This window comes from Dyadobacter sp. CY326 (assembly GCF_021390515.1).
Classification (GTDB): domain Bacteria; phylum Bacteroidota; class Bacteroidia; order Cytophagales; family Spirosomataceae; genus Dyadobacter.
The window spans coordinates 817,943-841,302 of the sequence record NZ_JAJUXI010000003.1; the positions used below are offsets into that span (position 1 = coordinate 817,943).

Consider the following 23,360-nt stretch of genomic DNA (forward strand, 5'->3'; position numbering starts at 1 on the left):
GTGACGGTAGGAGTTTTATTAGCGTGTTTTTCATAGCCTGCCTTTCTTAATTAAAGCTTGCTCTGAATTCCTGGGGGGAAAAGTTTGTCTTGGATTTAAATAACTTACTAAAAGACTGCGGATGCTCAAAACCGAGCTGGTAGGCGATTTCCCCTATTGTCAGATCACTGAATGTCAACACTTCCTTTGCTTTTTCGATAAGCTTATTGTGAATGTGCTGCTGTGTATTCTGGCCGGTCAGTGCGCGGAGCATATCGCCCAGGTAGCGGGGCGAAACGTGGAGTTCGTCGGAAAGATATTGTACGCTCGGCAATCCTTTCAGCAATGCAGTTTCATCATTGAAATAGTTTTGCAACAGCAAATCCAGCTTTTCAAGAAGTGCATTATTGAGCGGTTTACGGGTAATAAACTGGCGTTTGTAAAACCGCTGACTGTAATTCAGCATCAGCTCCAACTGCGAAATCAGCACATCCTGGCTCAGGTCGTCGATCGCCGTTTCGAGCTCATCGCCGATGTTGCTTGCAATGCCCTCGATGATCAACTTTTCTTTGTCAGACAAATGCAGCGACTCGGTCACCGAGTAGGAGAAAAAGCCATAATGCTTCATTTTAGCGTCCAAGGGATAGTTTCTGAGGAAATCAGGGTGGACCAGCAAGGTAAATCCGAGGGTCGATTCTGCCACTTGAATCCCCGTCAGCGGCTGACCCGGCGAGGAGAAAAACATTCCGCCTACCTGAAAATCGTAGGTGGTCTGCCCATATCGCATCTGGCAGCCCGCCGATTCGTTGTAGGTGATGTTGTAAAAATCCATGGCAAAAGTATCGGCCAGCATTTCGGCCGTGATCTTCACCTTATTGAAATCGAGCAAGCTGATCAGCGGGTGCAAAGGTTGCGGCAGGCCGAATGCACGCTGCATTTCGCCAATTGAGCGGTACACGCGCGGTTTGAGATGTTCCCTTTTCATAATGACATAATTGTCTGCCGGCGCAAATCGTTCCAGCCTGCACCGGCAGACCGTTTGGTTTAAACAGCGGCTAACATTTGTTTGATCCCGTCCCTAAAAGCCTCGTCGCCCGCAGCTAGGCGCTGGGCGTAGAGTTCTTTGGCATCGTCGCCACAAACGTATCTTAATGTGTTGGTCCCGTCGGTAGCCGCGCCGTACACCACTTCGGCGATTTGTTCAGAAGTCGTCGCAGCTTTGTCGGGTGCCAGCATCGCCGTGAATTTGTTCGTCAATGCTTCGTAAGCCGGGTGTGTGGCAAACACCGACTTCGCTCCGATTTCCGTCGCCACCAATCCTGGTTCAATGGTTTTAATCCCAATTCCAAATTCATTGAGCTCATAAGACAAGCTTTCCGCCCAGCCTTCCAGCGCAAATTTGCTGGCATCGTACATTGAGCTTACCGGGAAAGCCATCAGCCCTGCCGATGAGCCGGTAGTGATAAAAAGTCCCGCTTTTCGCTCACGGAAATACGGAATAAAGGCCTGCGTCACCCGCACGACACCGAAAAAATTGGTGTCCATTTGCTGTACCAGCTGCTCGTCGGTCATCGCTTCCAAGGCACCGAACAATCCATAACCCGCATTGTTAAATACCACATCAATATCGCCCAAAGCGAGTGCCTGCTGCGTGATTTCACGGATTTGCACCGGGTTGGTCACGTCGAGGGGCAGCACCGTTACATTATCCAGCGCATTGAGTTCTGTTTCATTTTCAGGCTTGCGCATGGTCGCAATCACCTTCCAGCCTTTGGCCGCAAACAATATGGCCGTAGCCCGTCCAATCCCAGTCGAGGCACCGGTAATAAAAATCGTTTTTGTCATTTGTCTAACTTGTTTTTTCGAGAGACAAATTTCCGCAACGCGCGGCTGGCGCTTGTAGCGGATGTGGTGATTGTTGTAGCCAAAATGGTCCGCTATCTCACTTAAAATGAAGAATAAAATGCTCCAATGTTCTTTATGAAAATCTTTTGACAAGACTTCCAACACGTTGCATTCATCGGCTCAGATAACACGTTACTTTGCTACTTACGGGGCGCTAGATCGGACAGCCATAGCTGGCAAACAGGCACGGATAGATGGCGACTGTCTAACAAACCATCGGATTCTCTCTCTATATAAGTTGTAAAACTTTGCGGAAAAGGCAGGCAGGTTACTTCAAAAGACTGTCTCGGAATTTATTTGGAGCGGTTCCCACTTCTTTTTTAAACAGACGGGAAAAGTATGTGGTGTTTTCAAAGCCAAGTAACTGCGAAATCTCCGATACATTAAGCTCCCCTTCTGTCAAAAGATTTTTCGCTTCGTTGATTAAAAAAAGATGAATTAACTCCAACGCCGTTTTTCCGGTTTCTTGTTTAAGTAAGTCGGTTAAATAACGGGGAGATATATTGAGTTTATCGGCAAGGTTTGACACTGAGGGAAGCCTGGCGCTTTTTGGTTTAGTTTCATCAAAGTGAGCCGCAAGCAATGCATTGAATTTAGTCACTGTCGAACCGGTTAACTGCGTCCGATTAATAAACTGTCTTTTATAAAAACGTTGTGCATACTTAAGCATGGAATCCAGATGACTTACAATAATGGCCTTACTGAGTTCATCAGGATTGTTGTAATGCTCTTTTTCTATACTGAAATACAAATTCCATATAATGGCTTCCTCGGCCGGTGAGAGGTGTAATGCCTCATTAACTTCATAATCGAAATAACTGTATTTCTTAATGTCGTTGTAAATGGCAGTTCCAGGCAAAAAGTCCTCGTGGATTATAATTAGAAATCCCTTTTCCTGTAACTCTACATTTTTAAATGTCACTTTCTGCTGCGGCTTTACAAAGGACATTGCTCCACGGTCATGGTCATATTGTGTTTTTCCATACAGCATGCTGCCTGATCTCAATTTTTTAAAACCGATGATGTAAAATGGTGAAATAAATTCAACCTCGTGATTACCATCACAGGTGTCCCGCTCACCATACATGACACTAAAAAGCGGATGTTCGGGGGGCTTAACACCCAGTGCTTCATGCAAGTCGCTTATTTTTTTGAAATGTTTCATGGTTTTTCAATGATAAAAACGGAACCCGGCAAATCCGGATTCCGTTCATTTTTAGCTTCCATTAACCATGTGCTGCCTCAGAAATATCCTGCCATGATTCCCATGTTTTCAGGCGCTGCTCATAGGTGTGTTTCACCCATGGCAAAGCAATTTTACCTAATATCAACCTCAATGGCGGATTCTCGGCATCCACCAAAGCGAAGAGTGCATCGACCGTTGCTGCTGGGTTGCCTGAGTCTCCCGCATCAGCATTCTCCCAAAAGACTTTTTTCATGCCATCATAAACCGGGATCGACTCACTTGTGGCAAGAGAATCCGAACCATTAAAGTCGGTGGCATAAGGGCCTGGCTGCAATAGCGATACCTTAATCCCAAAATCTTTCACTTCGGCAGCTAATGTCTCGGTCAGACCTTCAAGTGCAAATTTGGTCGCACTGTATAGTCCCATAAAGGTTACCGTATTCAGACCCAGCGCACTTGAAAGCTGAATGATATGCCCCGACTTTTGCTCGCGCATAATCGGTAAAACCGCTTGTATAGTCCACAGGGAACCTAAGACATTCGTTTCAAACTGTGACCTAATTTCCTGCTCGCTTAACTCTTCCACGGCCCCAATTTGTCCATACCCTGCGTTATTGATTAACACGTCGATCCGGCCAAAATACTGTTTGGCAGCTTCAATCGCTTCGAAACTTGCTTTTTTGTCTGTCACGTCAAGCTTCAATACCAAGAGATTTGATGGAAATGCTTCTGTAAGCTCGGTCATTGTTTCAGGCTTACGAACAGCTGCAACGACATTGTCGCCACGCTGTAAAAATGCCTCTGCCCAAATCCGGCCAAACCCTCGGGATGCGCCAGTTATAAAAATTGTTTTTGCCATTATTTTGTTTTCGATATTTATAAAGGCAAAGTTCTGTTAACTAATGACAGGGTTTATGATACAAAAGTCGGCAATAGTGAAACGATTTTACTAAAAGCCGCCAGTGTGTTAGCTCTTGGATCGTAAACTGGCCTTATGCTGCTTCATTCAAACAGATTTAGGATTCTTTTCAAACAATGCCCTATTGAACTTGACTACATCGGGATGGGCTGGATAGCTTTGCAGCGAAGAAAGTCCAGCAATTGCTTTATCCCTTATAGCAGGTGCCTCTTCTTTAATGCCATCTGAAAGCGCCTGTATTAATTCCCCGGCATTAAGTTCTGTGCAGTAGGCCGGTGTGCCCGGCTGGTGTCTCCACGATTCAGATAGTTCACCAGAGTCCACCGCGTCAAAGCCTGCATCATTAACTAATCCTGCGATAGTTTTTTTTGCATTTGCGTCATCACCGGCGATGGCCATTGCTATCCGGTCATTGGCACCAGATTCCCTACCACCATTTTCGAGTGTTTCTGCCAATAAATTGTTGAATGCCTTTATTAAAGGCCTTCCCAATTGCTCGGATACCCAAACACTTTCCACTTTTCCATTCTTGATCTCTTCAATATCGGCATCACGGAAAGGATAGTAATTGGAAGTGTCCACCACGATCACATTTTCCGGAACGTTTGCAAACAGATCTTTCGGTAATGCTGGAATGGCTACTGTTGGAACTGACAAAATGATAACATCTACATCTTTTACAACATTTTCTATTGTTGCAGGTGACGCACCTAATGTCAAAGCACGCACATTAAGTTTATCGCCCTGATCTGAATTACTGACTTTAACCTGGTGACCTGCCGCCACCATTTTTTTTGCTATCGTGCCCCCAATAGCACCGGTGCCTATTATTCCTATTTTCATTTTTTTAGATTTAATTATCATAATTAAACACGGGGATCGATCCCATATTGATCCGGCGCTCCAAGATGCTCGCGCAGGGTTTTACCTTCATAATCTTTGTGAAACAATCTGCGCTCTTGAAGGATTGGAACTACCTCATCTACAAATGCGTCAATCCCATCTGCATTCACGTCCGGAGAGATCCAGAAGCCATCCGCTGCACCTGCTTCAAACCATGCCTGCATATGATCTGCTGCTTCAATGCCTGGACCGACAATCACAGGGTGATAGTCGATCACACCGTGGGCCAATATGTCTTTCAGGCTCCATCCTTCTTTTGCAATCTCCAAAGCATGGGAAGAGCGAGGATCGTAACGGGAAGGCCGGGCGTCAGCCAGCTTCTCTTTTGAAAGTGGCTGGTCCAGCAGGGCTGCATCAAGTGGAATACTGAGCATTTGTTGCAGATAGCTTACTCTTTGACGGAACGTATGCTGGGTTAGCTGAATCCGGCGGTCGAGTGCTGTGCGCCTGTCTTTGGCGATGGTGGTCATTAAACCAGGGATATATTTGATCTCGTCAGGATCACGCCCGTAACGTTTGGCTGCCTCCCTGAACGCATGGCGCTGCGCGCGCGCGTCCTGGATGGTAAAGGCTGACCCAATGACCGCATTGGCGAAACGTCCTGCGAGCTCATGTGCATTAGGACTGCCACCGGCATGAAAGACGATGGGTTGGCCCTGCTCGGACGGAGGAATGTAAAGCGGCCCGCGCGAGCCTGCATATTTCCCCTGAAAATGAATGGGTAGTATTTGATTTTTCTTTGCGAACTGGCCGGTCTGCTGGTTATGCACCCAGGCGTCCTTTCCCCAGCTGCCCCACAGGGCCTGGATCAATTGGATAACCTCATGGGCACGGCCATAACGGTCCTCACTAGACGGAATCTTTGTCCCATAGTTAGCAGCAACATCGTCTCCGCTTGATGTTACAGCATTCCATCCTGCCCGCCCGTGGCTCATAATATCCAGCGCCTTGAACTGCTTTGCCAGATTAAAAGGCTCATTAAATGTGGTAGACCCTGTTGCAACCAAGCCGATATATTCTGTTTCCCGTGCCACTGCGGCAAGCGTCATCATGACATCGAGGTTGAAGTTTGGCGATTCTGTTGCGATATCGGACATCACAGCACCGGGCCCATCAGGCAAAAAAATAAATTGAAATTTTCCGCGCTCTGCCGCTTGGGACTGCTTAACTCTGGCGTCAAAACTCGTATAACTTTCAGGATCGACTCCCGGCATACGCCACGCCCCAGGCTGAGAACCATACCCGTTGCCCAGATGCAGGCCGATCAGCATCTGTTTCTTTGAAGTGGAAAGATTATTGTTTTGTTTCGTTGAAGAATCTATCATTGGATTTCTAATTAATACTGGTTCTACACGCTTTACTTTTTTTGCACTCAATACGATGCGTACTTTTAATTATATCAATACATAAGCAAACGTTTATGTATTTTAGCATAATTAAGCCCACTGTATGCTGATTTCAGTGGGCGGAATCTATTTAGGCTATTTTCAGGGATTGCAGAAAGCTGGTTAATTCTTCCAACTTTTCATCATTAATGGCAAGACGCATGTTTCGCCCTTCCTTATGCGACTCAATCAATCCTGATTCAGCCAACGATTTTAGATGTTGTGACATGGACGGCTGGCTAATAGGAACAAATTCAAATAGATCAGCGCACCCTCTGTTTGTTCCCTTTGCTATTTCTTTAAGCAGGAGCAGACGGTGGGGGTCGCTAAGCGACTTTGCCATTTTCGTAAGTGATTTCGTATCCATATTCACAACTTTAAATACATGCGCATTCGTTTATGTATTGATAACTGACTGTTTGCTGAAATAGTTCTTTCCTTGCCAATTAATCTGTGAAGTTTGTGGAACTAGGCAGCAAGTGTAAAATACCGGCATCTGCAAATTTCATAGATGAAATCTATTGCCGGATGTAACAGCTGTTGATGACATAGCAAGTCTAGGATTCTCTTCTAAAAGAATTCCAAATCATAACGGTAAATTACCTGCATGAAAATCCTGATCATCGAAGACGAACCCGAACTTGCTGCCGACATTGGGGCCTATCTGGCCGCGCAGGATTACCTGTGCGAATATGCTAGCACATGGGCGCAGGCAAGGGAAAAAGTCGAGCTATACCGCTATGAATGTATCCTGCTGGATTTAATGTTGCCTGGCGGTGATGGGCTGGATATTCTTAACATTCTTAAAGAACAGGGGCAGCAAGACGGCGTGATCATTATTTCAGCCAAAAACGACTACGAAAACAAAATCAGGGGCCTGCATGCAGGCGCGGATGATTATCTGGCTAAACCCTTCCATTTGCCCGAACTTGCAGCGCGCATTTATTCGGTTATCCGTCGCAGGAGTTTTGCCAATCAGAACAATGTGCTGCAAAATGAGCTGAAAGTGGATTTGTCATCAAGGGTCGTAACTGTCCATGGGGCGCTAGTCTCATTAACTCGCAAGGAGCTGGACCTGCTATTATTTTTCATCAGCAATAAAAATCGTGTGATAGGAAAAAGCGCATTAGCTGAGCACTTGTCGGGCGACATTGCCGATATGTTCGACAACCATGACTTTGTTTATGCGCACGTAAAAAACCTTAAAAAAAAGCTGAGCGAGGCTGGTTACGGTAATTATCTTAAAACGATCTACGCGACAGGCTACAAATGGGAAGGATGAAAAAACTGTTGGACCAAAGCCTTCGCCCACTGGTGATTTACACGCTGGTTGTGCTGATCGTAAGCATTCCCGTTTATTTCCTGACCATTAACTGGATCTGGGAAAATGAACTGGATAAACACCATTACGCGATCCGGGAAAAACTTGAGAAACGATTGACCAGTCTGGACCTGCCAGACAGCGCAGTAAATGACATGATCACTGTGCTCGATAAAGTTCAGCCCGGATTTTCCTTCAACGAAGCCGCAGCCCCGAGTCCGGACAGCACCTACACGCTCATCCGGTTTGATACTTTCATGAACGACCGTGAGCAGTTTCGCTGCCTAATGACCGACATCCAGGTGAATGGAACACGCTTCCGCGTCTTGATCGAAACGAATATGGAGGAAATCGACGAAACGATCCTGGCCATCGCGGCAGTCACCATTTTCTTCTTTATCCTGCTGTTAGCAGGCTTTGTTTACCTAAACCGCAAGACCTCGCTGCGTGTGTGGCGACCATTCTATGAAACATTAGCCAGTTTGCAAGCATTCGAGCTGGAAGGCGGCAAACCAGCAACATTACCTGATTCACAAGTGACTGAATTCGCCGACCTGAATCAGGGCCTCGACAGGCTCATGGAAGCAAGTCTTGCCTCGTACAAGCAGCAAAAAGAATTTACCGAAAATGCCTCCCACGAACTGCAAACGCCATTAGCAATTGTCAAATCCAAGCTCGATCTGCTGCTGCAAAGCCGCTCGCTGGATCAGCCGCAAATGCAGATCCTCGAAGATGCCTACCAGGCTATTAACCGCGTAACAAGGATCAATAAAAACCTTTTGCTTCTGGCAAAAATCGAGCATGCACAGTTTGACGGGCAGCAGGACATTTCCCTGCCTACATTGCTTACTGCAATGAGCGCACAATTCGCGGACCGGTTTGAAAGCAGCGGCATTCGCTATACCCAGCAAGTTGGTGAAATGACTTTGCAGGCCAACCCCATGCTTTTGGAAATTCTGTTAACAAATTTGCTTGTGAATGCGCTGCGCTACACCCCGGCAGGTGGCAGCGTTTCTGTACGCGCCGACCAGGGCAAGTTAATATTTGCAAATACGGGCACATCTGCTCTTGATGAGCAAAACCTTTTCCGGCGGTTTGCACAGGCATCTTCTGAGCACGCCGGTAGCGGGCTTGGACTCGCAATCGCCCGTGAGATCTGCGAGCGGTACAGCTGGCAGATCACCTATGAATTCGACTGTGGACATCACCATTTTACAGTCCTCTTTTAAAATTCTAAATTTCTTCCAAATCAATCCGGACTTTCACCATCAGATCCAAATAACGAATCTGAATGGCCTTCAAAAAATCATTAATCCTGCTCGCATTACTAGCAGCGTTGCAAAGCGTCCAGGCGCAGGTAAGCAAGGTCACGATGTCGGGCCAAGTTTCTTCTCTGCCTAAAAAACAGATGATGCCTTTCGTCAATATCATTTTGAAAACCGAAAAGGACAGCGCGTTCGTGACAGGCACGATCACGGCTCCTGATGGACGTTTTACATTGACCGATATTGCACCGGGAAATTATTTTGTAGAATGTGCTTTTCTGGGCTTTCAAACACTAAAAACACCTATAACGGTAGGCGCATTGAGCGCTTTCCTTGATCTGGGCGTGCTTGAAATGAGCGAAGACGCCCAGGTTTTAAATGAAGTAACTGTCACCGGCGCGCAGGCCGATGGCGTGGATGCCCGGCTCGACCGTAAAGTTTTTGATATAAGTAAAAACCTGAGCCAAAGCGGCGGGTCTGTTTTGCAGGCGCTCAAAAACCTGCCGGGCGTTACAGCCGGTGAAGATGGCAAGGTGATGCTTCGCGGCAGTGATAAGGTCGCCGTGCTGGTCGATGGCCGGCAGACTGCATTGACTGGTTTTGGAAACCAAACGAGCCTGGATAACATTCCTGCATCAGCGATAGAAAGGATCGAGATCATCAACAACCCTTCGGCCCGGTATGATGCCAATGGCAATGCGGGGATTATCAACATCATTTACAAAAAGAACAAACAGGAAGGTTTCAACGGAAAGATCGGCTTTACTACCGGATTGGGCGCACTGTGGGTACGAAAAGAGAATTTGCCAGGCATCCGCCCGCAGTCCCGAAACACGCTGAAACTAAACCCCTCGGTAGCTTTGAATTACAAAAAAGAGAAGATCAACATTTTCTTCCAAGGCGATTACCTGCACACACCCACGCTCAATAAGAATGAATTTATAGACCGTTACTATGATTCGGGCGACACGATCCGGCAGCAGTTAAAGCGAAACCGCAGCACAAATGTGATCACATCCAAAGCGGGTGTTGACTGGAATTGGAATGCGCAGAATGCATTGTCAGTTTCTGCGCTTTTCAGCAGCGAGAAGATCCTGGACCGGGGAGACCAGCCCTTTTTCAATGCAGATCTTATGCGGCGCAGGCGCTTATGGCAGTTTTTGGAAGATGAATTGAAAACAACAGTAACCGCGACCGCTTCCTACCAGCACAAATATGCGCAGCCTGGCCGCCTACTGAATGTCGGCTTCAACTATACATTCCACCGCGAAGATGAAAAGTATTTTTTTACCAACATTATGCCCGATTTTACTGGTCAGGATGCATTCAAGCTGCTTTCGGATGAGAATGTGTTCGATTTGAATGCAGACTACATCCGACCGCTACGGTATGGACGTTTTGAAGGGGGATTAAAGCTGCGCAGAAGATTTATACCGACCAATATGCAGTTCTTTCCAGGCCTGAACTCGCCTCTCGACAGCCTCGCTGCTGGCTGGGCCAACTATAAGGAAACAATCCCTGCCTTGTATGGCAACTATGTTTTTGAGAACCGCAAGTTCGAGCTGGAAGCGGGCCTGCGGGTTGAGTATATTAACCTGCGATACACGGTCAACCCCTCCCACCCGACTTATAAAAGCGATGGTTATTCCTACGCCAAGCCTTTCCCGAATGTGCGTTTGGCTTATAAGTTTGATGAGCATAATAAAATTTCGCTTTTCTATAATCGCCGCGTCGACCGGCCTAACGAAGTGGACATCCGTATTTTCCCAAAATATGACGATGCCGAGATCATTAAAATTGGCAATCCCGCGCTCAAACCGCAATTCACCAGCTCATTGGAAGCAGGTTACAAAACGAGCTGGGCCAGCGGTTCAGTTTATGTAGCTGCTTATCATAAGCAGACTAATGGAACCATTACACGGATCGGGACCACAGTGGCGGCCACTGCCGTACCAAGCTCTACGCTGATCTACAATATTTTTCAAAATGCAGGCAAGAGCTATAATACAGGCGGTGAGCTTGTTTGGCAACAGGACCTGAATGCATGGTTTTCACTGAATGTGAATGGTAATGTTTATCACAACAGCATTGATGCATTTTCAGTGGAAAACCTTTATCCGGTCCGCTCGGTGTATAGTGCGGGCAGACAGCAGCTAACTTCCGGAAGTACGAAAGTCAATGCATTGTTAAAAGGAAAGAAGACCGAGTTGCAGGTAGCAGTTATCTATCAGGCACCCGACATTGTCCCGCAAGGCCGGACCGGTTACCGCTTCTCCGTTGATGCAGGCGCAAAACGTCAGCTGCATAAAGGCGAGCTGTTTGTGAATGCAACCGATCTTTTCGGAACGCTCGTTGTCCGCAAAACAATTTTTGGGGACGGCTTTCACTATACCAGTCGCGACTACTACGAAACCCAACTTATTCGGGCTGGTTATAGTTTCAAATTTTAACCCTGATTCACTACTATCACCACTGATTATGCGTACACTAATAATCGTTTTCTTATTTTCAAACTGGGTTGCGGCTTCTCCAATTTTGCCGGAAGACACAATTGCTGCCCGCAGGCCCATCACAATTCAGGCATTTTACCCGCCCGCTGCGCTGATTATCGGTGGTTTGCTTTCAACTGGGCATTCTGAGGAAGCGATCAGAAACGAAGTGGCCGAAGAGCGTAACCATCTTATTCCCCGCTTTCACACTAAAATCGACGACTATCTTCAATTTTCTCCACTGGTAGTTGCCTATGGCCTTGACGGCTTGGGCGTGCATTCTAAAACCGATATCATCAACCGCACTGTGATCCTGATCAAAGGAGAAGCAATGGCACTGACAACTGCCACGCTTTTAAAATCGGCTGCGCACACGCTTCGGCCTGATGGCAGCACCTACAATTCGTTTCCGTCCGGCCATACCACGCAGGCCTTTGCGGCAGCCACTTTTTTAAATGAAGAGTACAAAGACCGCTACCCATGGATGCCCTACGCTTCCTATACGGTGGCATCATCTGTAGGGTTGCTGCGCGTGGCCAACAACCGGCATTACATCAGCGACGTGCTCGTAGGCGCAGGCATTGGATATTTATCGATGAGAGTGGCGTACTGGACGCATCAGTACAAGTGGGGGAAGGCAGGGCGAAAACATCAACTGATTTACTGATGTGCTTCGAGAGCAGCTTCGATGCGGGCTTCCAATTGCCTAAGATTTTCCTGCTTTTGAGCAGCTAGTCTGTCCTAACAATATGGAGTGCAAAACTGGTGAGAGCGTAATAGCTTTGCAAATCCGGACAGCCAGCTGGCAGCAAGAATATTTGCAACGTTTAGCAGCACAGCATGGGCATCGATGGTTAAAGTGAGTGCCTGGCAAACCTTTCTTTCTTGTTAAGATAAGCTTTCATTAATGCACCCTTTATCTCTTCAAGTCTCAGGGGTTTAGATATGTAATAATCCATACCGGCCTGAATACATGCGTCCCTGTCTTCGCGCATAGCGTTTGCTGTCATGGCAATGATGAACGGCTGATCGACCGCTTTATCACGGATCCAGCGCGTGGCTTCAAGGCCATCCAGTTCCGGCATCTGAACATCCATAAATACAACGTCAAAGGCGTCAGCCATTACCATCCTGAATGCTTGAATGCCATCTCTGCTGATCAGCGGGTTGTAGCCTAGCTTTTTTAAGATATTTGCAAACAGCTTTTCATTGACGGCATTGTCCTCGGCCATAAGAATGTGCAACGGATAAATCGCTGCAAAATCCGTAGTCAGGTCGGCCGTAGCTCTTTCATAAGCTGGAAGAAGTGTCTGCTGCGCTTTAAGCTCCATCTGAATCATTCTGCCCAGATCATTATGACGAACAGGCTTGGTTAACACTGCTGCAAATAAATCTTTGCGGTTCTTGCCCGAATCATCCCCCATAGAACTAAGCAGAAAAATCGGAAGTGACGGATATTTGTGCTTGATTATTGTGGCAAGTTCTATTCCATCCATTTGAGGCATTTGCTTATCGGTAATAACAAGCTCAAACAACGCCCCTCCTTCAAGGATCTGCAAAGCCTGCTCTGCCGAAGAAGCTAGACTGGGAACGAGCTTCCATTGCTCCATTTGGAGCTGCAAAATCCGCAGGTTGGTCAGGTTATCGTCTACAATCAAAACAGATTTTCCATCATTTCCTGCTGAATCCAAAAGGACATATTGTTTTGTGGCCTGCAAACTCGCCTTTGCAATAATTGTAAAATAGAAACAAGTGCCTTTATTTATAGCGCTTTCTACTCCGATTTCGCCTCCCATTAAGTTCACGAGCCGTTGGCTGATAACCAAGCCCAAGCCCGTGCCTCCGTACTTTCTTGAATGCGAAGAATCCACCTGCGAAAAAGCAACGAAAAGTTTGTGGAGCTTGTCCTCAGCAATACCGATCCCGGTGTCATGAACGGCAAAGCGGAGCTCCATCTCCTGATCATTTAAAGTCTGCGAAAGAATTACACTTATAAATATCTCTCCCTGATTGGTAAACTTGATTGCATTTCCAACCAGGTTCAGTAAGATTTGCCTTAGTCGTTGGCTGTCGCCGATAATCTGGCTGGGTATCTGGGGATCAATTTCGTAAACCAGATCAATGCCAATTGCCGCAGCCTTTGCAGAAAATAAGTCAAGAACTGCCTCAATACAATCCCTCAGATTGAAACTGATCATTTCCAGCTCCATGTTCCCAGATTCAATCTTGGAAAAATCAAGGATGTCGTTGATAACGGTTAGTAAACTGTCGCCACTTGTTATAATTGTTTCGGTATACTCAGATTGCTCTGCAGTCTGCTCCGTTTGTGACAGCAGCATTGCCATTCCTATAACCCCATTCATAGGGGTACGGATTTCGTGGCTCATGGTAGCCAGGAATACGCTTTTGGCCATATTTGCTTTTTCAGCCTCTTGCCTGGCTAATTGTTCCTGCTTATTCTGGACCCACAATTTGTCATTCAATTCGACCAGCCGGTCCGACTGACTTAGCAGTTCCTGCTTTTGTTTAATGATCTCCCTTGTCCTTTCTTCAACTTGTTGAATCAATAACTTTTTCTGCTCCCTAACTGCACGCGTGCGCAACCAATAGACGAGGTAAATTAATCCTAGCCCAATCATTACTGCTAGGACCCTGAACCAGAGGGTTTGCCAGAAAGGCGGGGCAATGTGAATCTTTATCTGCACGCCTTCATTATTCCACAATCCGTCATTGTTGGCTGCCTTAACCTGAAAAACGTAGTCCCCGTGGTCCAAATTTGTATAGGTTGCTTTCCTGGACGTTCCACTATAAATCCAGTTAGCGTCAAAATTCTTTAACTGGTAAGCATATTGGTTTTTCTCGGGCATAGTATAATTCAAAGCCGCGAATTCAAAAGAGATGACCGAATGCTTATAGCTTAGATTGATTTCTTTTGCTTCTGTAATATGTGAGGTGAGCGGCGAGGTTGGAGCGATGGAAGCTTGTTTGTTAAAGAGCAAGAAATCAGTGAGATAAACCGGGGGGATATAGGTGTTATCAATCAGTCTGTCGGGATAAAATGTGGTAAACCCTCTTACACCCCCAAAATACATTTGGCCGTCAGCAGTCTTAAAAAAAGAATTGCTTTTAAACTCGTTTCCTTGCAGTCCATCTAACCTGCCGAAGTTCCGGAATGTTTTGGACTTGGGGTCAAATTCACAGATCCCATTGTTTGTACTAAGCCATAAGTGACCTTTTTTATCTTCCAAAATTCCGTGGATCACATTACTGGGTAGCCCATCCTTTTCGGTGTACGCCGTAAATGTCTTCTTATTAGGGTCAAAACGATTAAGTCCGCCCCCTAATGTCCCAATCCATAAAGTGCCATCACTGGTTTGCTGAATAGTCTGAATCTTGTTATGGGATATTGAATTCAGGGCCTTTGCGTTTTGCTGATACCTCTTAAAATTTCTTTTTACCGGATCAAATAGGTTTAGCCCTTCGAATGTACCGACCCAGATCTTGCCAGCAAAATCCTGAAAAACTTTGGTGACAATATCTCCGCTGATGCTGGTGCTGTCCAGCGGATCATTCCGGTAGTGCTTTACCTTACCAGTGTTCACATCATAGAATTCCAGGCCACCTTTCCAGGTTCCCAGCCAGATTCCACCGTTACGATCTTTAAAGATATTGTTTACATCGGCCGTTGAAAGCGTTAACGAATCATTCGGCTTTGGCATGTGGTGCTCAAATTTCCTGGTACGGATGTTGAAAAAGTCAAAACCACCCATGTGATATGCAAGGCCAAGCACATCCTTTGATACATTGATAATGGATATTACATAGTCATTGCTAGGCGAGTTGCTGTTACTCCCACTGTGCTGATAGGAGGTAAATCTTCTGGTTTTTCTTTCAAATAAATTTAGCCCTCCCCCGTCGGTCCCAATCCAGATCTTGTCAGTGTCAAAGTCCCCGCATATTGCAAGGACCAGATTGTTGCTCAGGCTGTTGTTACTGTAGTTATTTTTGCGGTAGGAAGTGAATTTTTTGCCAAAGCGGGGACGGAAATTAACCCCGCCAGCATACGTTCCAATCCATAAATTGTCGATCCGGTCCCTGTAAATACAATATACTGAATTGTCGCTGATGGAGGTGTTGTCCTCTTCAATATGCCGGATCGTTGTAAAGTGGCCCGTCGATTTATTATAGACACTAATTCCTCCATTTTCGGTACCAATCCAGAGGGTGCCGTCGCGGTTCTGGGTAATTGAAAGAATGTCGTTATGGGATATACTCAGCGAATCTGAGGGATTATTCAGGAAAGTGCGGAATGAATTGGTTTCTGGTTTAAAAAGCGACAGGCCACCACCGTGTGTGCCGATCCAAATGCTGCCAGACGGATCTTTGTAAAGCGCCTTAATGTAACTGGATTGAAGACTTTTGCTATCGCTGCCTTTGAGATAAGCTACATATTTAAAGGTTTCCGGATCGAACCGGTATAATCCGTTCTCTGTGCCTACCCACAATGTTCCCTTATCATCCTCTATAATCCTGGAAATGTTGGCTGGGGGCTTGTATCTATTTTTATCTCTGTCGACGCGCAAGAAAAGTCTTTCAGAGCCTTTTTTAGGATCAAATAATATTAGCCCGTGATTTGTGCCAAGCCATATTCTGCCTTTTTTATCCTGAAATATGTCATTGATACTTCGCTTACCAGAGGAATTAAAATAATGTTGAAAACGAGCTTTGCCTCTGTCAAACCGGTTGAGCCCGCTTGATGTCGCAATCCACAGCTCGCCATCCTTATCTTCAAGGATATCTTGAATGTAGCTGTCATCAATGCTGCCGCTATCCGTTTTGTCATGCTTATAATGTTTGAAACTATATCCATCATACATGTTTAGCCCATCATCACTGCCAAACCACATAAAACCCTTTTTGTCCATCAGAATCGACCCAATATGGTTTTGAGAAAGTCCGCTATTGGTGGTAAGTTGACGGAAGCCAGAACTTTGCCCAATTACAATCAATGGAAAAAAAAGAAACAGAAGGAATTTCATGGATTGATTGAAATTTGAAGTGGACAGTTTAAAGACGCAATGGCTTGTCCAAATACTTCGATTTACTTGTAATATTCATTTTAGTTGTAAGCTAGTCATTCTCGATCAATAAAACGAATTATTAGAATTCAATACCGATTTAGGCCAAATACCACTTGCCTCTTAATTTCTTTATGGGCAATGCACAGCCTTGCTAAGAGATCTCTTATTTAATAGTGATTGGCATGATTACATCATGCTAAAACAATGCATAGGAATACAGCATTAACTACTGCGCGAATTAAAAAATTGAACCCTATTATATATACGTAATACCTTGTTTTGTTTGTCAACAAGTGTTTGTTTTCTACGGTCACAATTGCCTAGCGCATGTGTTGATCTGCCAAGACTATTTAGATCCCGTTAAAGATTATATCAAGCGTACTGCTCCTGCAAGAAGGATTTCAAGATCTTCGGCTCTCGGCCAAGGAGTCGTACGAGATCGAAGGAATTTGTTAATTTACATCAAGAAACACCGGAAACTCTACTTTCAACCGTCTGAAAACCTGGGAGGGGCTCAGATCACGGGATCCCCTCAACTTCCTTTATCTAGAATTGACTTTCTTGACCTGTAGCTTTGTACACACATAAGAAAATCGGCAATACTGTCAATAGAAATAATCTTGACGTCATCCTTTTAATAGAAAATTGTGCTATTTAATGTAAAATGCCATACTTCTTCTTGGATACCAATGGCATGGTCCGGTCGGATTATTAATTGCTTTTCTTCTGGACAATAACCTTTCTTGTCACACCTGCAATAGAAAGGAAATACAAGCCATTAGCCAGATGACCTACTTTTACCGAATTGTCAGGAGACCATAGTTGACTGAGTACCACCTCGCCATGGACATTTCGTATAACTAGCTTTTGCTTTTCGGTCAACCCTTTCAAATGAAATACACTGCTGGTTGGATTGGGATAAATCACAATTTTTTCTCCTGATTTTTTTACCGAAATAATTCTTGAATATTCAAATTGGCCATTGAAGTCAAGCTGTTTTAGCCTGTAGTAAGCGGTCGGAAGTGGGTCTGCATCTAAGAAATTATACTGCCTTCGAACCTTAGAGTCTCCACCTCCATCCACGAAGCCTATCTTTACGAACGTCCTAGCATTGGTACTCTTTTCGATTTCGAACCCCGCATTGCTTATCTCAGAGGACGTATCCCAGGTCAGCACTATATTATTGTCCTTGGACTTACCAGTGAATGATATTAATACAACTGGCAAAGCTGAGCAATCCGCATTTAGGGCGACATCCCCCTCAATTAACCAACTTTTTGTAACGCTCAGATTGGTGCGGGCAGTCGCAGCATGTATCCCATACTGTTGACCAATGGCACCTAAGTAACGTCTATTAGGCGTGGCAGGGTTTGTGCTCCAACCGATCAGCGTGGCGCTATAATTTTCACAATCTAAACCGGAATAGTTCAGCATGTCGCTTAAATAGACATCCGGATGCAGAGACCAGCTACTGAGGGACTGGTTGAAGGAGGTAGCATTGCTAAGTATCCCTTGCATATCAATAACATTTGCGGTGTTCCAGCTGCCAATAGGCTGATTAAAGGCCGCGGCAGCCCCGAACATGTTGCCCATACCGATAACTTTGCCGGTGTTCCAGCTGCCAATTGGCTGATTAAAGGCACTAGCCGCGGCAAACATTGCATTCATATTTTCAACTTTCGCGGTGTTCCAATTACCGATGGGCTGGTTAAAAGAAGTTGCAGCCATAAACATTGCACTCATATCGACTACGTTAGCCGTGTTCCAGTCACCAATATTAGATGGGCCATTTAGGCTGGTACAATTCATAAACATGCTTGCCATACTTGTTACTCCTGACAACTTGGGCAGATCAGTAGCGCTAATACTTAGATTTGCGCAACCCGAGAAAGCGCGCTCCATAGTTGTCCAGGCTATGTCGCCCCATTGCTTGATCTCAAGCAGTTTTAGCCTGTCCTCAAGGTGCAAAACTATATTAGTAAAGGCGCCCCTGATGCGAATCGTATATGTACCAGGCGACCAAAAATCGTGGGTAACACTACCTACTATACCTGTCTGGTCGTAGATGCCATCATTGTTCCAGTCCACTTCATAATTACTGCCCCAGCTAACAGTAGAGATGGTTATAGACGAACTGTTAGAGCTGCCCGGATTATCTGTTTTCCACGTTGTAATAAAGGGTCTCTGCGCATGTGCGGTGGTTGCAGTTAGGATGGTCACGCTCAGCACCACTAAACGCATTAATGTGGCAAGGGATAAGGCATTTACTTTTAAAACAAGTAGTGTTTTAAGCATAAAACAGATTTTGAACTAGAGGTGAGATTGTTAGTCAATAAAAGTAAAACAAACCATTAACATACTAAGTCACGGTTTTAAACTTACAATTTGACGTTGCTACATTTGCTTGGAGGCAGAAATAGGCAGATTAAATTTCCAACTAAATTTGACTATGAGAAAACGACCGTGCGGCGGACCGCGGGTGTTTGACGAATCTTTCAAAAGGATGGCAGTGGAACTGTCAGAAGCTAAAGGCTCGGCGAGTGCGGCAGTGGCTGAGCTCGGGTTTGATGCAGGTCGTATCAGTAAACGGCGCGCAAGTGTTAATAAGCCTGATTTTCGAGAAAAAGTTGAAGGTTTGACAGAGGAGCAGAAACGGATCCGACAATTAGAAAAGGTAAACGTCAGCAGGAACACCAAGAATTATCTCTTCATGTCCGCAAAGTTTTTGAAGAAAATAAAGCATGCTACGGTAGCCCGCGCATTACAGTGGAACTGCAAGCAAAAGGTTTCCGGGTATCGCGCCCACGGGTAGCCAGAGAATTGAGAAAAATTGGTCTGAAAAGTATTGTCCGGAAGAAATACGGGATACAAACTACTGATAGTAACCATATTTATCAAGTGTCTGAAAATCATCTGAATAAAGATTTTATAGCAGAAAAGCTCGGAGAAAAATGGGTATCAGATCTGACCGCTGCGGCGGCCGCATATATTAAGGAGAAGGCTGGATTAATTTTACAGCAATACTTGATCTTGCAAATCGTAAGGTAGTGGGTTGGGCGCTGAGCGAGACAATGAGAGCCGAAGACAACAGCGTAGCGGCTTTCAAAATGGCTTTCAAGTGCTATCCTATAAACAAACCATTACTGTTTTATCGCGCCGGCGACCCGGTCAGATAGAGAAATTCAATACGCGTGCAGTGAGTTTCGTAAGCAGCTGGTTAGTTTACCTATCACCCAGAGAATGACCGGGCCGCCGGGCGGTCTCGGAAAGGTGATTGTTGGGATAATGCACCAGCTAAAAGCGTTTTTAAGACGCTGAAAACAGAGATGGTTTATCATCGCGAATTTAAAAGTAAACAAGAGGCAAAACTGGCAATTTTTGAATTTATCGAGGTGTGGCGGCCGCCGCGCGGTATAATAGGAAAAAAAGGCATTCATCACAAGGATATTTGAGCCCCCAAGCCTTTGAAGAAAAGATACTAAACAATCAAAAAGCAGCTTGATAGCCCTAATCGAAGAAGTGAAAAAGTCAGAAAATATTGCCTGTTAAATTCCTCCAACAAAAGGTTGCAATACCATGTCGGCGAGTCCAATGCTCAACATGGTTTGAGTCACACTTACCGAGAAGATTTTTCAGGATGCCCAATATTGACGTACTATGTGATTATCAAATTTGCCTTTTAAAGTCAGGACATTTTTTTGAAAGATCCAAGCTTAGCCAAAGTACGATTTAACGTGTTCCATTTTTAGTTAACTGTAAAATAATCGTACACTCCTTTGCAATAAGCTATATATTAGAAATCCATTCAAATTTCGATTTGACAACCGATTAAATTGCCAACCTTTGGCGGTTACATAATGAGTTCGGAATCATCTTGGTAGAGTATTGTAGCTAGGGTCGTTTGAGAAAAATATATATGTTTGTGGGACGGGCTTCATACGAACATAATAAATTCCAGATTGGAGGTAATGAAGGGTGCCATGGTTTTTACGACTCACATCCGGATGTTTTCACTCGCCTTACCATTGATTTCTTGAACCATAAATATAATTACTGCTTGAAAATGATTACTCTATTCTTAAAATCGCTTCAATTTTTACTTTTATGCGTTGCGCTACTGATGTTACCGAAAGCAAATGCGCAAAGCATTAAGTTAAACACCAATACGTTGGAACCGTTTCAGGCATATATGTCTTTGGTAACTTTGAATGGAAAATCCGTTATCAAAGTTGTGAAAGATTCTACTATTAAAGGTGTCGATGAGCCCACCTTTGTCAAAATCAGAGATGTAGATTTTCATAATGGTACAATTGAAGTGAAGGTACTGAGCAAACTTTTGAAAAATGCTCCACAGTCAGCAAGAGGCTTCATTGGTGTTGCCTTCCGGATTAATGATGATAATTCCCGTTACGAAAGTATCTACATCCGGCCGACAAATGGCAGGGCAAATGAGCAGGTAAGGCGAAATCATTCCATTCAGTATTATTCCTATCCGGATTACAAATTTGACCGCCTCAGAAAAGAAGCGCCCGAAAAATACGAGTCTTACGCAGATATGGACTTAAACAGATGGATTACCATGCGCATCGAGGTTAGTGGCTTGAAGGCGAAACTGTTTTTGGACAACAGGTCTCAGCCGGCACTGATCGTCAATGATCTTTTTCATGGCCCGGATTTAAAAGGTGCCATAGCGCTATGGGTGGAAGTTGGTACAGAGGGCTATTTTTGTGATTTAAAGGTTACTAAAAAAGATTAGTTACATCGGATCGTACTGTTGTCATTACAGATGAAACCTGTCATAGTTGGCAGGTTACTAGTGCCTACTAATCAATAAAAGGCACTTTTTACCATCATGACCAGTTCGCTTTATACACGGTTTGAATGAACCATGATAAATGATTGGTGCTTGTGCAATAACGCTTCATAAGTAGTTTAAAATAAGATTGCTTAGTGAACATCCTATGAAGCGTTGTTATGTCTAGTAGCGACAGTGCATTTCTGCATCAATTAATCTATTCTAATGATGTACCAGCTGAATCGGAGGTCATTGTATCTGCACCCATTTCCGACCCCGACCTATCCATACTCATCGAGTCGACATCTGTACCGGTTCCTTCTGTCTTATTTTTACTTGTGCACGCAGCCAGGCTGATAAACATTCCAAGGCTAAGGATTGAAATTACCTTCAAGATCGCTTTCATATTAAATATTTTTAGATGAAAAGCTGTTACTAGGTATAAAATCATTCCACTTGCGGTTGAGCGCCATGCATATTGAAATAACATATTGTTTGTATGTCTCAATAATTCAGTCAAGGCACGAAAAAGAGACACAGAATTATGAGACGATAAATTAAGACACTTTTTGTATACTAACAATATAGTAGGTTGACGTATCAACTAGTATCGAAAAACGGACGTCTGGTGATTATAATTTTTCGTCCTCAACAGTGTCGACGTGTGTGAATAAATTAAAAGAAATCCCACCATTTACTAGATATTGGTAAGACTGGGGACTACCCGGCCATCTAAACATTGATATGAAAAAAATCCTTTTAGTAGTTGTAGTTCTTCTTATACACATAAGTGTTTTCGGGCAAGGAATTCCAGAGTTGCCCAAACAAATATTCAGCGCTAACCTTGGTACTGGAAAAAGTGGTACTGGCGATTTATATGGGCTAATGGTCGGCTTTGAATATGAGCAGCAATTTCGGCCTAAATTGTCTTGGTCAACGGAATTTGCAATGACCATTCATGATGGTGAAGATCTATTGTTAGTGCAGCTGGATAATTTTCCAAGAGAAGACATGTCTTATAGATTTACCACAGCAGGAATGCAATTAGCAGGAAAGATCAGTTATCATGCAGTTCGTACAAAAAACGCTGACTATGGTATCAAGTTGGGGGTTGCTGCTCGGTATCAGTCGACTTCATTGGCAGATGACAGAGAAATACTATTTCCTGTTCTCACTGGATACCCTTTACCAGTAAGGATTCTTAGAAATACTGAGCCACAACGCACTATTGCAGCCGTAGCAATAACACAGTTATTTGCAAGATATACATTCAGGAAAAATATTGTAGTTGGTGCTTTGGCTGGCCTTCAATTGGATACGAACGGAGATGTGATCTTTCCACAATTTTCCTTCTCTGTTGGAAAAAGATTTTAGCTAACGACGCATTGCGGCAGCACGACCTAGTGCAGCTTATCCGGAACGAAATGAGCAAAGTCACGTCTCCTTTTTGTCAGTTAACATAAAATGGGTTGTTACAAAAACTCGAGCGGCCAATTCTGGGTTTTACCCCTCCTTATCTTTTTATTTATTGTAAACTTTATTGCACTCTTCAACGCTAATAAAAAATACAAACGTTCTGCTTGTCCAGCTTCTGTCGATAATGTTTAGACGCTTTTTATTTCAATTTTGTTTGTTTGGCTATCGTACGTCATTGTCAGATGTCTATCCCAATTTGAAAATTCGTCACAAGTAAATTCAAGTTTGTAGTTATCCCAGATTTTAAACTTAATCATGTCCAATTGGATTGGACTTTTGATAGGCTCTTTATCTTTAATACTTTCCGTCACTTTTTCAATGTCGTAATAGTCAGAGAGAATAAAGTCCCCATTCGGAGTAACTGTCAAATTTTGATATTGTGGCTGGTCTTCTAAATCTGTTATATTTCCTGTTCGCCTGTCTAGTTGGTATAAGTAGTCTGATGTCAAAATTAAGATAATATATCTGACTTTCGAGACAGCAACTTGTCTTGGAAAACCACGAAATTGCCCACACCATTCTGAATAGTCATCATTTATAAACCTTATAAAGGTCCAACTTTGAGAATTCCATTGACTTTCATTATCGTAAATTCTTTCGCTGTATTCTCCCGAATATGGTTGACTTATTATTTCTGCTTCAATTATCATTTGTGG

17 protein-coding genes and 1 pseudogene are annotated in these 23,360 nt (G+C 44.4%); 8 read left to right on the plus strand and 10 right to left on the minus strand.

The features are described 5' to 3' along the window. Positions 1 to 46: 46 nt before the first annotated feature. The 7 genes from LZG73_RS07880 to LZG73_RS07910 form a co-directional block, all read right to left on the minus strand. Positions 47 to 964, minus strand: coding sequence for an AraC family transcriptional regulator (locus LZG73_RS07880; protein ID WP_233847380.1), 918 nt, complete (start codon positions 962 to 964; stop codon positions 47 to 49). Positions 965 to 1,023: 59 nt separating this feature from the next. Next, positions 1,024 to 1,824 carry an SDR family oxidoreductase gene (locus tag LZG73_RS07885; protein ID WP_233847381.1) on the minus strand — a complete coding sequence of 267 codons (801 nt, stop codon included), beginning with the start codon at positions 1,822 to 1,824 and terminating at the stop codon, positions 1,024 to 1,026. Between the two features lie 328 nt (positions 1,825 to 2,152). Then, the gene (locus LZG73_RS07890; protein WP_233847382.1) at positions 2,153 to 3,049 is read right to left on the minus strand and encodes an AraC family transcriptional regulator; all 897 of its coding nucleotides are present in this window, start codon (positions 3,047 to 3,049) and stop codon (positions 2,153 to 2,155) included. A 61-nt stretch (positions 3,050 to 3,110) separates the two neighbouring features. Continuing rightward, positions 3,111 to 3,929, minus strand: a complete 819-nt coding sequence (locus tag LZG73_RS07895) for an SDR family NAD(P)-dependent oxidoreductase (RefSeq protein WP_233847383.1) — start codon at positions 3,927 to 3,929, stop codon at positions 3,111 to 3,113. 147 nt (positions 3,930 to 4,076) lie between these two features. Continuing rightward, positions 4,077 to 4,853: an NADPH-dependent F420 reductase gene (locus LZG73_RS07900; protein ID WP_409014313.1), complete on the minus strand. Its 777-nt coding sequence runs from the start codon at positions 4,851 to 4,853 to the stop codon at positions 4,077 to 4,079. Positions 4,854 to 4,855: 2 nt separating this feature from the next. Then, the gene (locus LZG73_RS07905; protein ID WP_233847386.1) at positions 4,856 to 6,268 is read right to left on the minus strand and encodes an NtaA/DmoA family FMN-dependent monooxygenase; all 1,413 of its coding nucleotides are present in this window, start codon (positions 6,266 to 6,268) and stop codon (positions 4,856 to 4,858) included. Positions 6,269 to 6,368: 100 nt separating this feature from the next. Further along, complete coding sequence (locus tag LZG73_RS07910; RefSeq protein WP_233847388.1) at positions 6,369 to 6,644, minus strand: helix-turn-helix transcriptional regulator; 276 nt, start codon at positions 6,642 to 6,644, stop codon at positions 6,369 to 6,371. A gap of 240 nt (positions 6,645 to 6,884) precedes the next feature. Between LZG73_RS07910 and LZG73_RS07915 the strand changes: the two genes are divergently transcribed. From LZG73_RS07915 to LZG73_RS07930, 4 genes are all read left to right on the plus strand, one after another. Then, on the plus strand, positions 6,885 to 7,559 hold the full coding sequence (locus LZG73_RS07915; protein ID WP_233847390.1) for a response regulator transcription factor: 675 nt from the start codon (positions 6,885 to 6,887) through the stop codon (positions 7,557 to 7,559). Continuing rightward, the gene (locus LZG73_RS07920; protein ID WP_233847391.1) at positions 7,556 to 8,827 is read left to right on the plus strand and encodes a HAMP domain-containing sensor histidine kinase; all 1,272 of its coding nucleotides are present in this window, start codon (positions 7,556 to 7,558) and stop codon (positions 8,825 to 8,827) included. Before LZG73_RS07915 ends, LZG73_RS07920 begins: the two co-directional genes overlap by 4 nt. Before the next feature lie 62 nt (positions 8,828 to 8,889). Beyond that, positions 8,890 to 11,313, plus strand: coding sequence for an outer membrane beta-barrel family protein (locus tag LZG73_RS07925; RefSeq protein WP_233847392.1), 2,424 nt, complete (start codon positions 8,890 to 8,892; stop codon positions 11,311 to 11,313). A gap of 28 nt (positions 11,314 to 11,341) precedes the next feature. Next, positions 11,342 to 12,019, plus strand: a complete 678-nt coding sequence (locus LZG73_RS07930) for a phosphatase PAP2 family protein (protein ID WP_233847393.1) — start codon at positions 11,342 to 11,344, stop codon at positions 12,017 to 12,019. A gap of 187 nt (positions 12,020 to 12,206) precedes the next feature. Here the strand turns inward: LZG73_RS07930 and LZG73_RS07935 are convergent, their stop codons facing one another. Together LZG73_RS07935 and LZG73_RS07940 are read right to left on the minus strand one after the other, a co-directional pair. Beyond that, a complete protein-coding gene (locus LZG73_RS07935) occupies positions 12,207 to 16,391 on the minus strand; it encodes a hybrid sensor histidine kinase/response regulator (protein WP_233847394.1) in 4,185 nt (1,394 codons plus the stop codon). Positions 16,392 to 17,144: 753 nt separating this feature from the next. Further along, a complete protein-coding gene (locus tag LZG73_RS07940; protein WP_233847395.1) occupies positions 17,145 to 18,728 on the minus strand; it encodes a BspA family leucine-rich repeat surface protein in 1,584 nt (527 codons plus the stop codon). Positions 18,729 to 19,097: 369 nt separating this feature from the next. On the opposite strand from LZG73_RS07940, the gene LZG73_RS25630 reads away from it, so the two are divergent. The 4 genes and pseudogenes from LZG73_RS25630 to LZG73_RS07955 all read left to right on the plus strand — a co-directional run bounded on the left by LZG73_RS25630 (position 19,098) and on the right by LZG73_RS07955 (position 22,602). Continuing rightward, positions 19,098 to 19,481 carry an IS3 family transposase gene (locus tag LZG73_RS25630; protein WP_409014322.1) on the plus strand — a complete coding sequence of 128 codons (384 nt, stop codon included), beginning with the start codon at positions 19,098 to 19,100 and terminating at the stop codon, positions 19,479 to 19,481. Between the two features lie 263 nt (positions 19,482 to 19,744). Beyond that, a pseudogene (locus tag LZG73_RS25635) lies at positions 19,745 to 19,885 on the plus strand (IS3 family transposase); the annotation flags it as partial. 449 nt (positions 19,886 to 20,334) lie between these two features. Further along, positions 20,335 to 21,189 (plus strand): hypothetical protein, encoded by an 855-nt coding sequence (locus LZG73_RS07950; RefSeq protein ID WP_233847398.1) that lies wholly within the window; start codon positions 20,335 to 20,337, stop codon positions 21,187 to 21,189. A 783-nt stretch (positions 21,190 to 21,972) separates the two neighbouring features. Next, positions 21,973 to 22,602 (plus strand): hypothetical protein, encoded by a 630-nt coding sequence (locus tag LZG73_RS07955; RefSeq protein ID WP_233847399.1) that lies wholly within the window; start codon positions 21,973 to 21,975, stop codon positions 22,600 to 22,602. A 230-nt stretch (positions 22,603 to 22,832) separates the two neighbouring features. Here the strand turns inward: LZG73_RS07955 and LZG73_RS07960 are convergent, their stop codons facing one another. Next, positions 22,833 to 23,354, minus strand: coding sequence for a hypothetical protein (locus LZG73_RS07960; RefSeq protein WP_233847401.1), 522 nt, complete (start codon positions 23,352 to 23,354; stop codon positions 22,833 to 22,835). Between the last annotated feature and the right edge of the window lie 6 nt (positions 23,355 to 23,360).

Coding starts and splice junctions, on each gene's coding strand:
- LZG73_RS07940 (WP_233847395.1), bottom strand. CDS start 18,728: ATGCTTAAAACACTACTTGTTTTAAAAGTAAATGCCTTATCCCTTGCC.
- LZG73_RS07885 (WP_233847381.1), bottom strand. CDS start 1,824: ATGACAAAAACGATTTTTATTACCGGTGCCTCGACTGGGATTGGACGG.
- LZG73_RS07880 (WP_233847380.1), bottom strand. CDS start 964: ATGAAAAGGGAACATCTCAAACCGCGCGTGTACCGCTCAATTGGCGAA.
- LZG73_RS07955 (WP_233847399.1), top strand. CDS start 21,973: ATGAAAAAAATCCTTTTAGTAGTTGTAGTTCTTCTTATACACATAAGT.
- LZG73_RS07935 (WP_233847394.1), bottom strand. CDS start 16,391: ATGAAATTCCTTCTGTTTCTTTTTTTTCCATTGATTGTAATTGGGCAA.
- LZG73_RS07900 (WP_409014313.1), bottom strand. CDS start 4,853: ATGATAATTAAATCTAAAAAAATGAAAATAGGAATAATAGGCACCGGT.
- LZG73_RS07895 (WP_233847383.1), bottom strand. CDS start 3,929: ATGGCAAAAACAATTTTTATAACTGGCGCATCCCGAGGGTTTGGCCGG.
- LZG73_RS07910 (WP_233847388.1), bottom strand. CDS start 6,644: ATGGATACGAAATCACTTACGAAAATGGCAAAGTCGCTTAGCGACCCC.
- LZG73_RS07915 (WP_233847390.1), top strand. CDS start 6,885: ATGAAAATCCTGATCATCGAAGACGAACCCGAACTTGCTGCCGACATT.
- LZG73_RS07930 (WP_233847393.1), top strand. CDS start 11,342: ATGCGTACACTAATAATCGTTTTCTTATTTTCAAACTGGGTTGCGGCT.
- LZG73_RS07920 (WP_233847391.1), top strand. CDS start 7,556: ATGAAAAAACTGTTGGACCAAAGCCTTCGCCCACTGGTGATTTACACG.
- LZG73_RS07925 (WP_233847392.1), top strand. CDS start 8,890: ATGGCCTTCAAAAAATCATTAATCCTGCTCGCATTACTAGCAGCGTTG.
- LZG73_RS07960 (WP_233847401.1), bottom strand. CDS start 23,354: ATGATAATTGAAGCAGAAATAATAAGTCAACCATATTCGGGAGAATAC.
- LZG73_RS07890 (WP_233847382.1), bottom strand. CDS start 3,049: ATGAAACATTTCAAAAAAATAAGCGACTTGCATGAAGCACTGGGTGTT.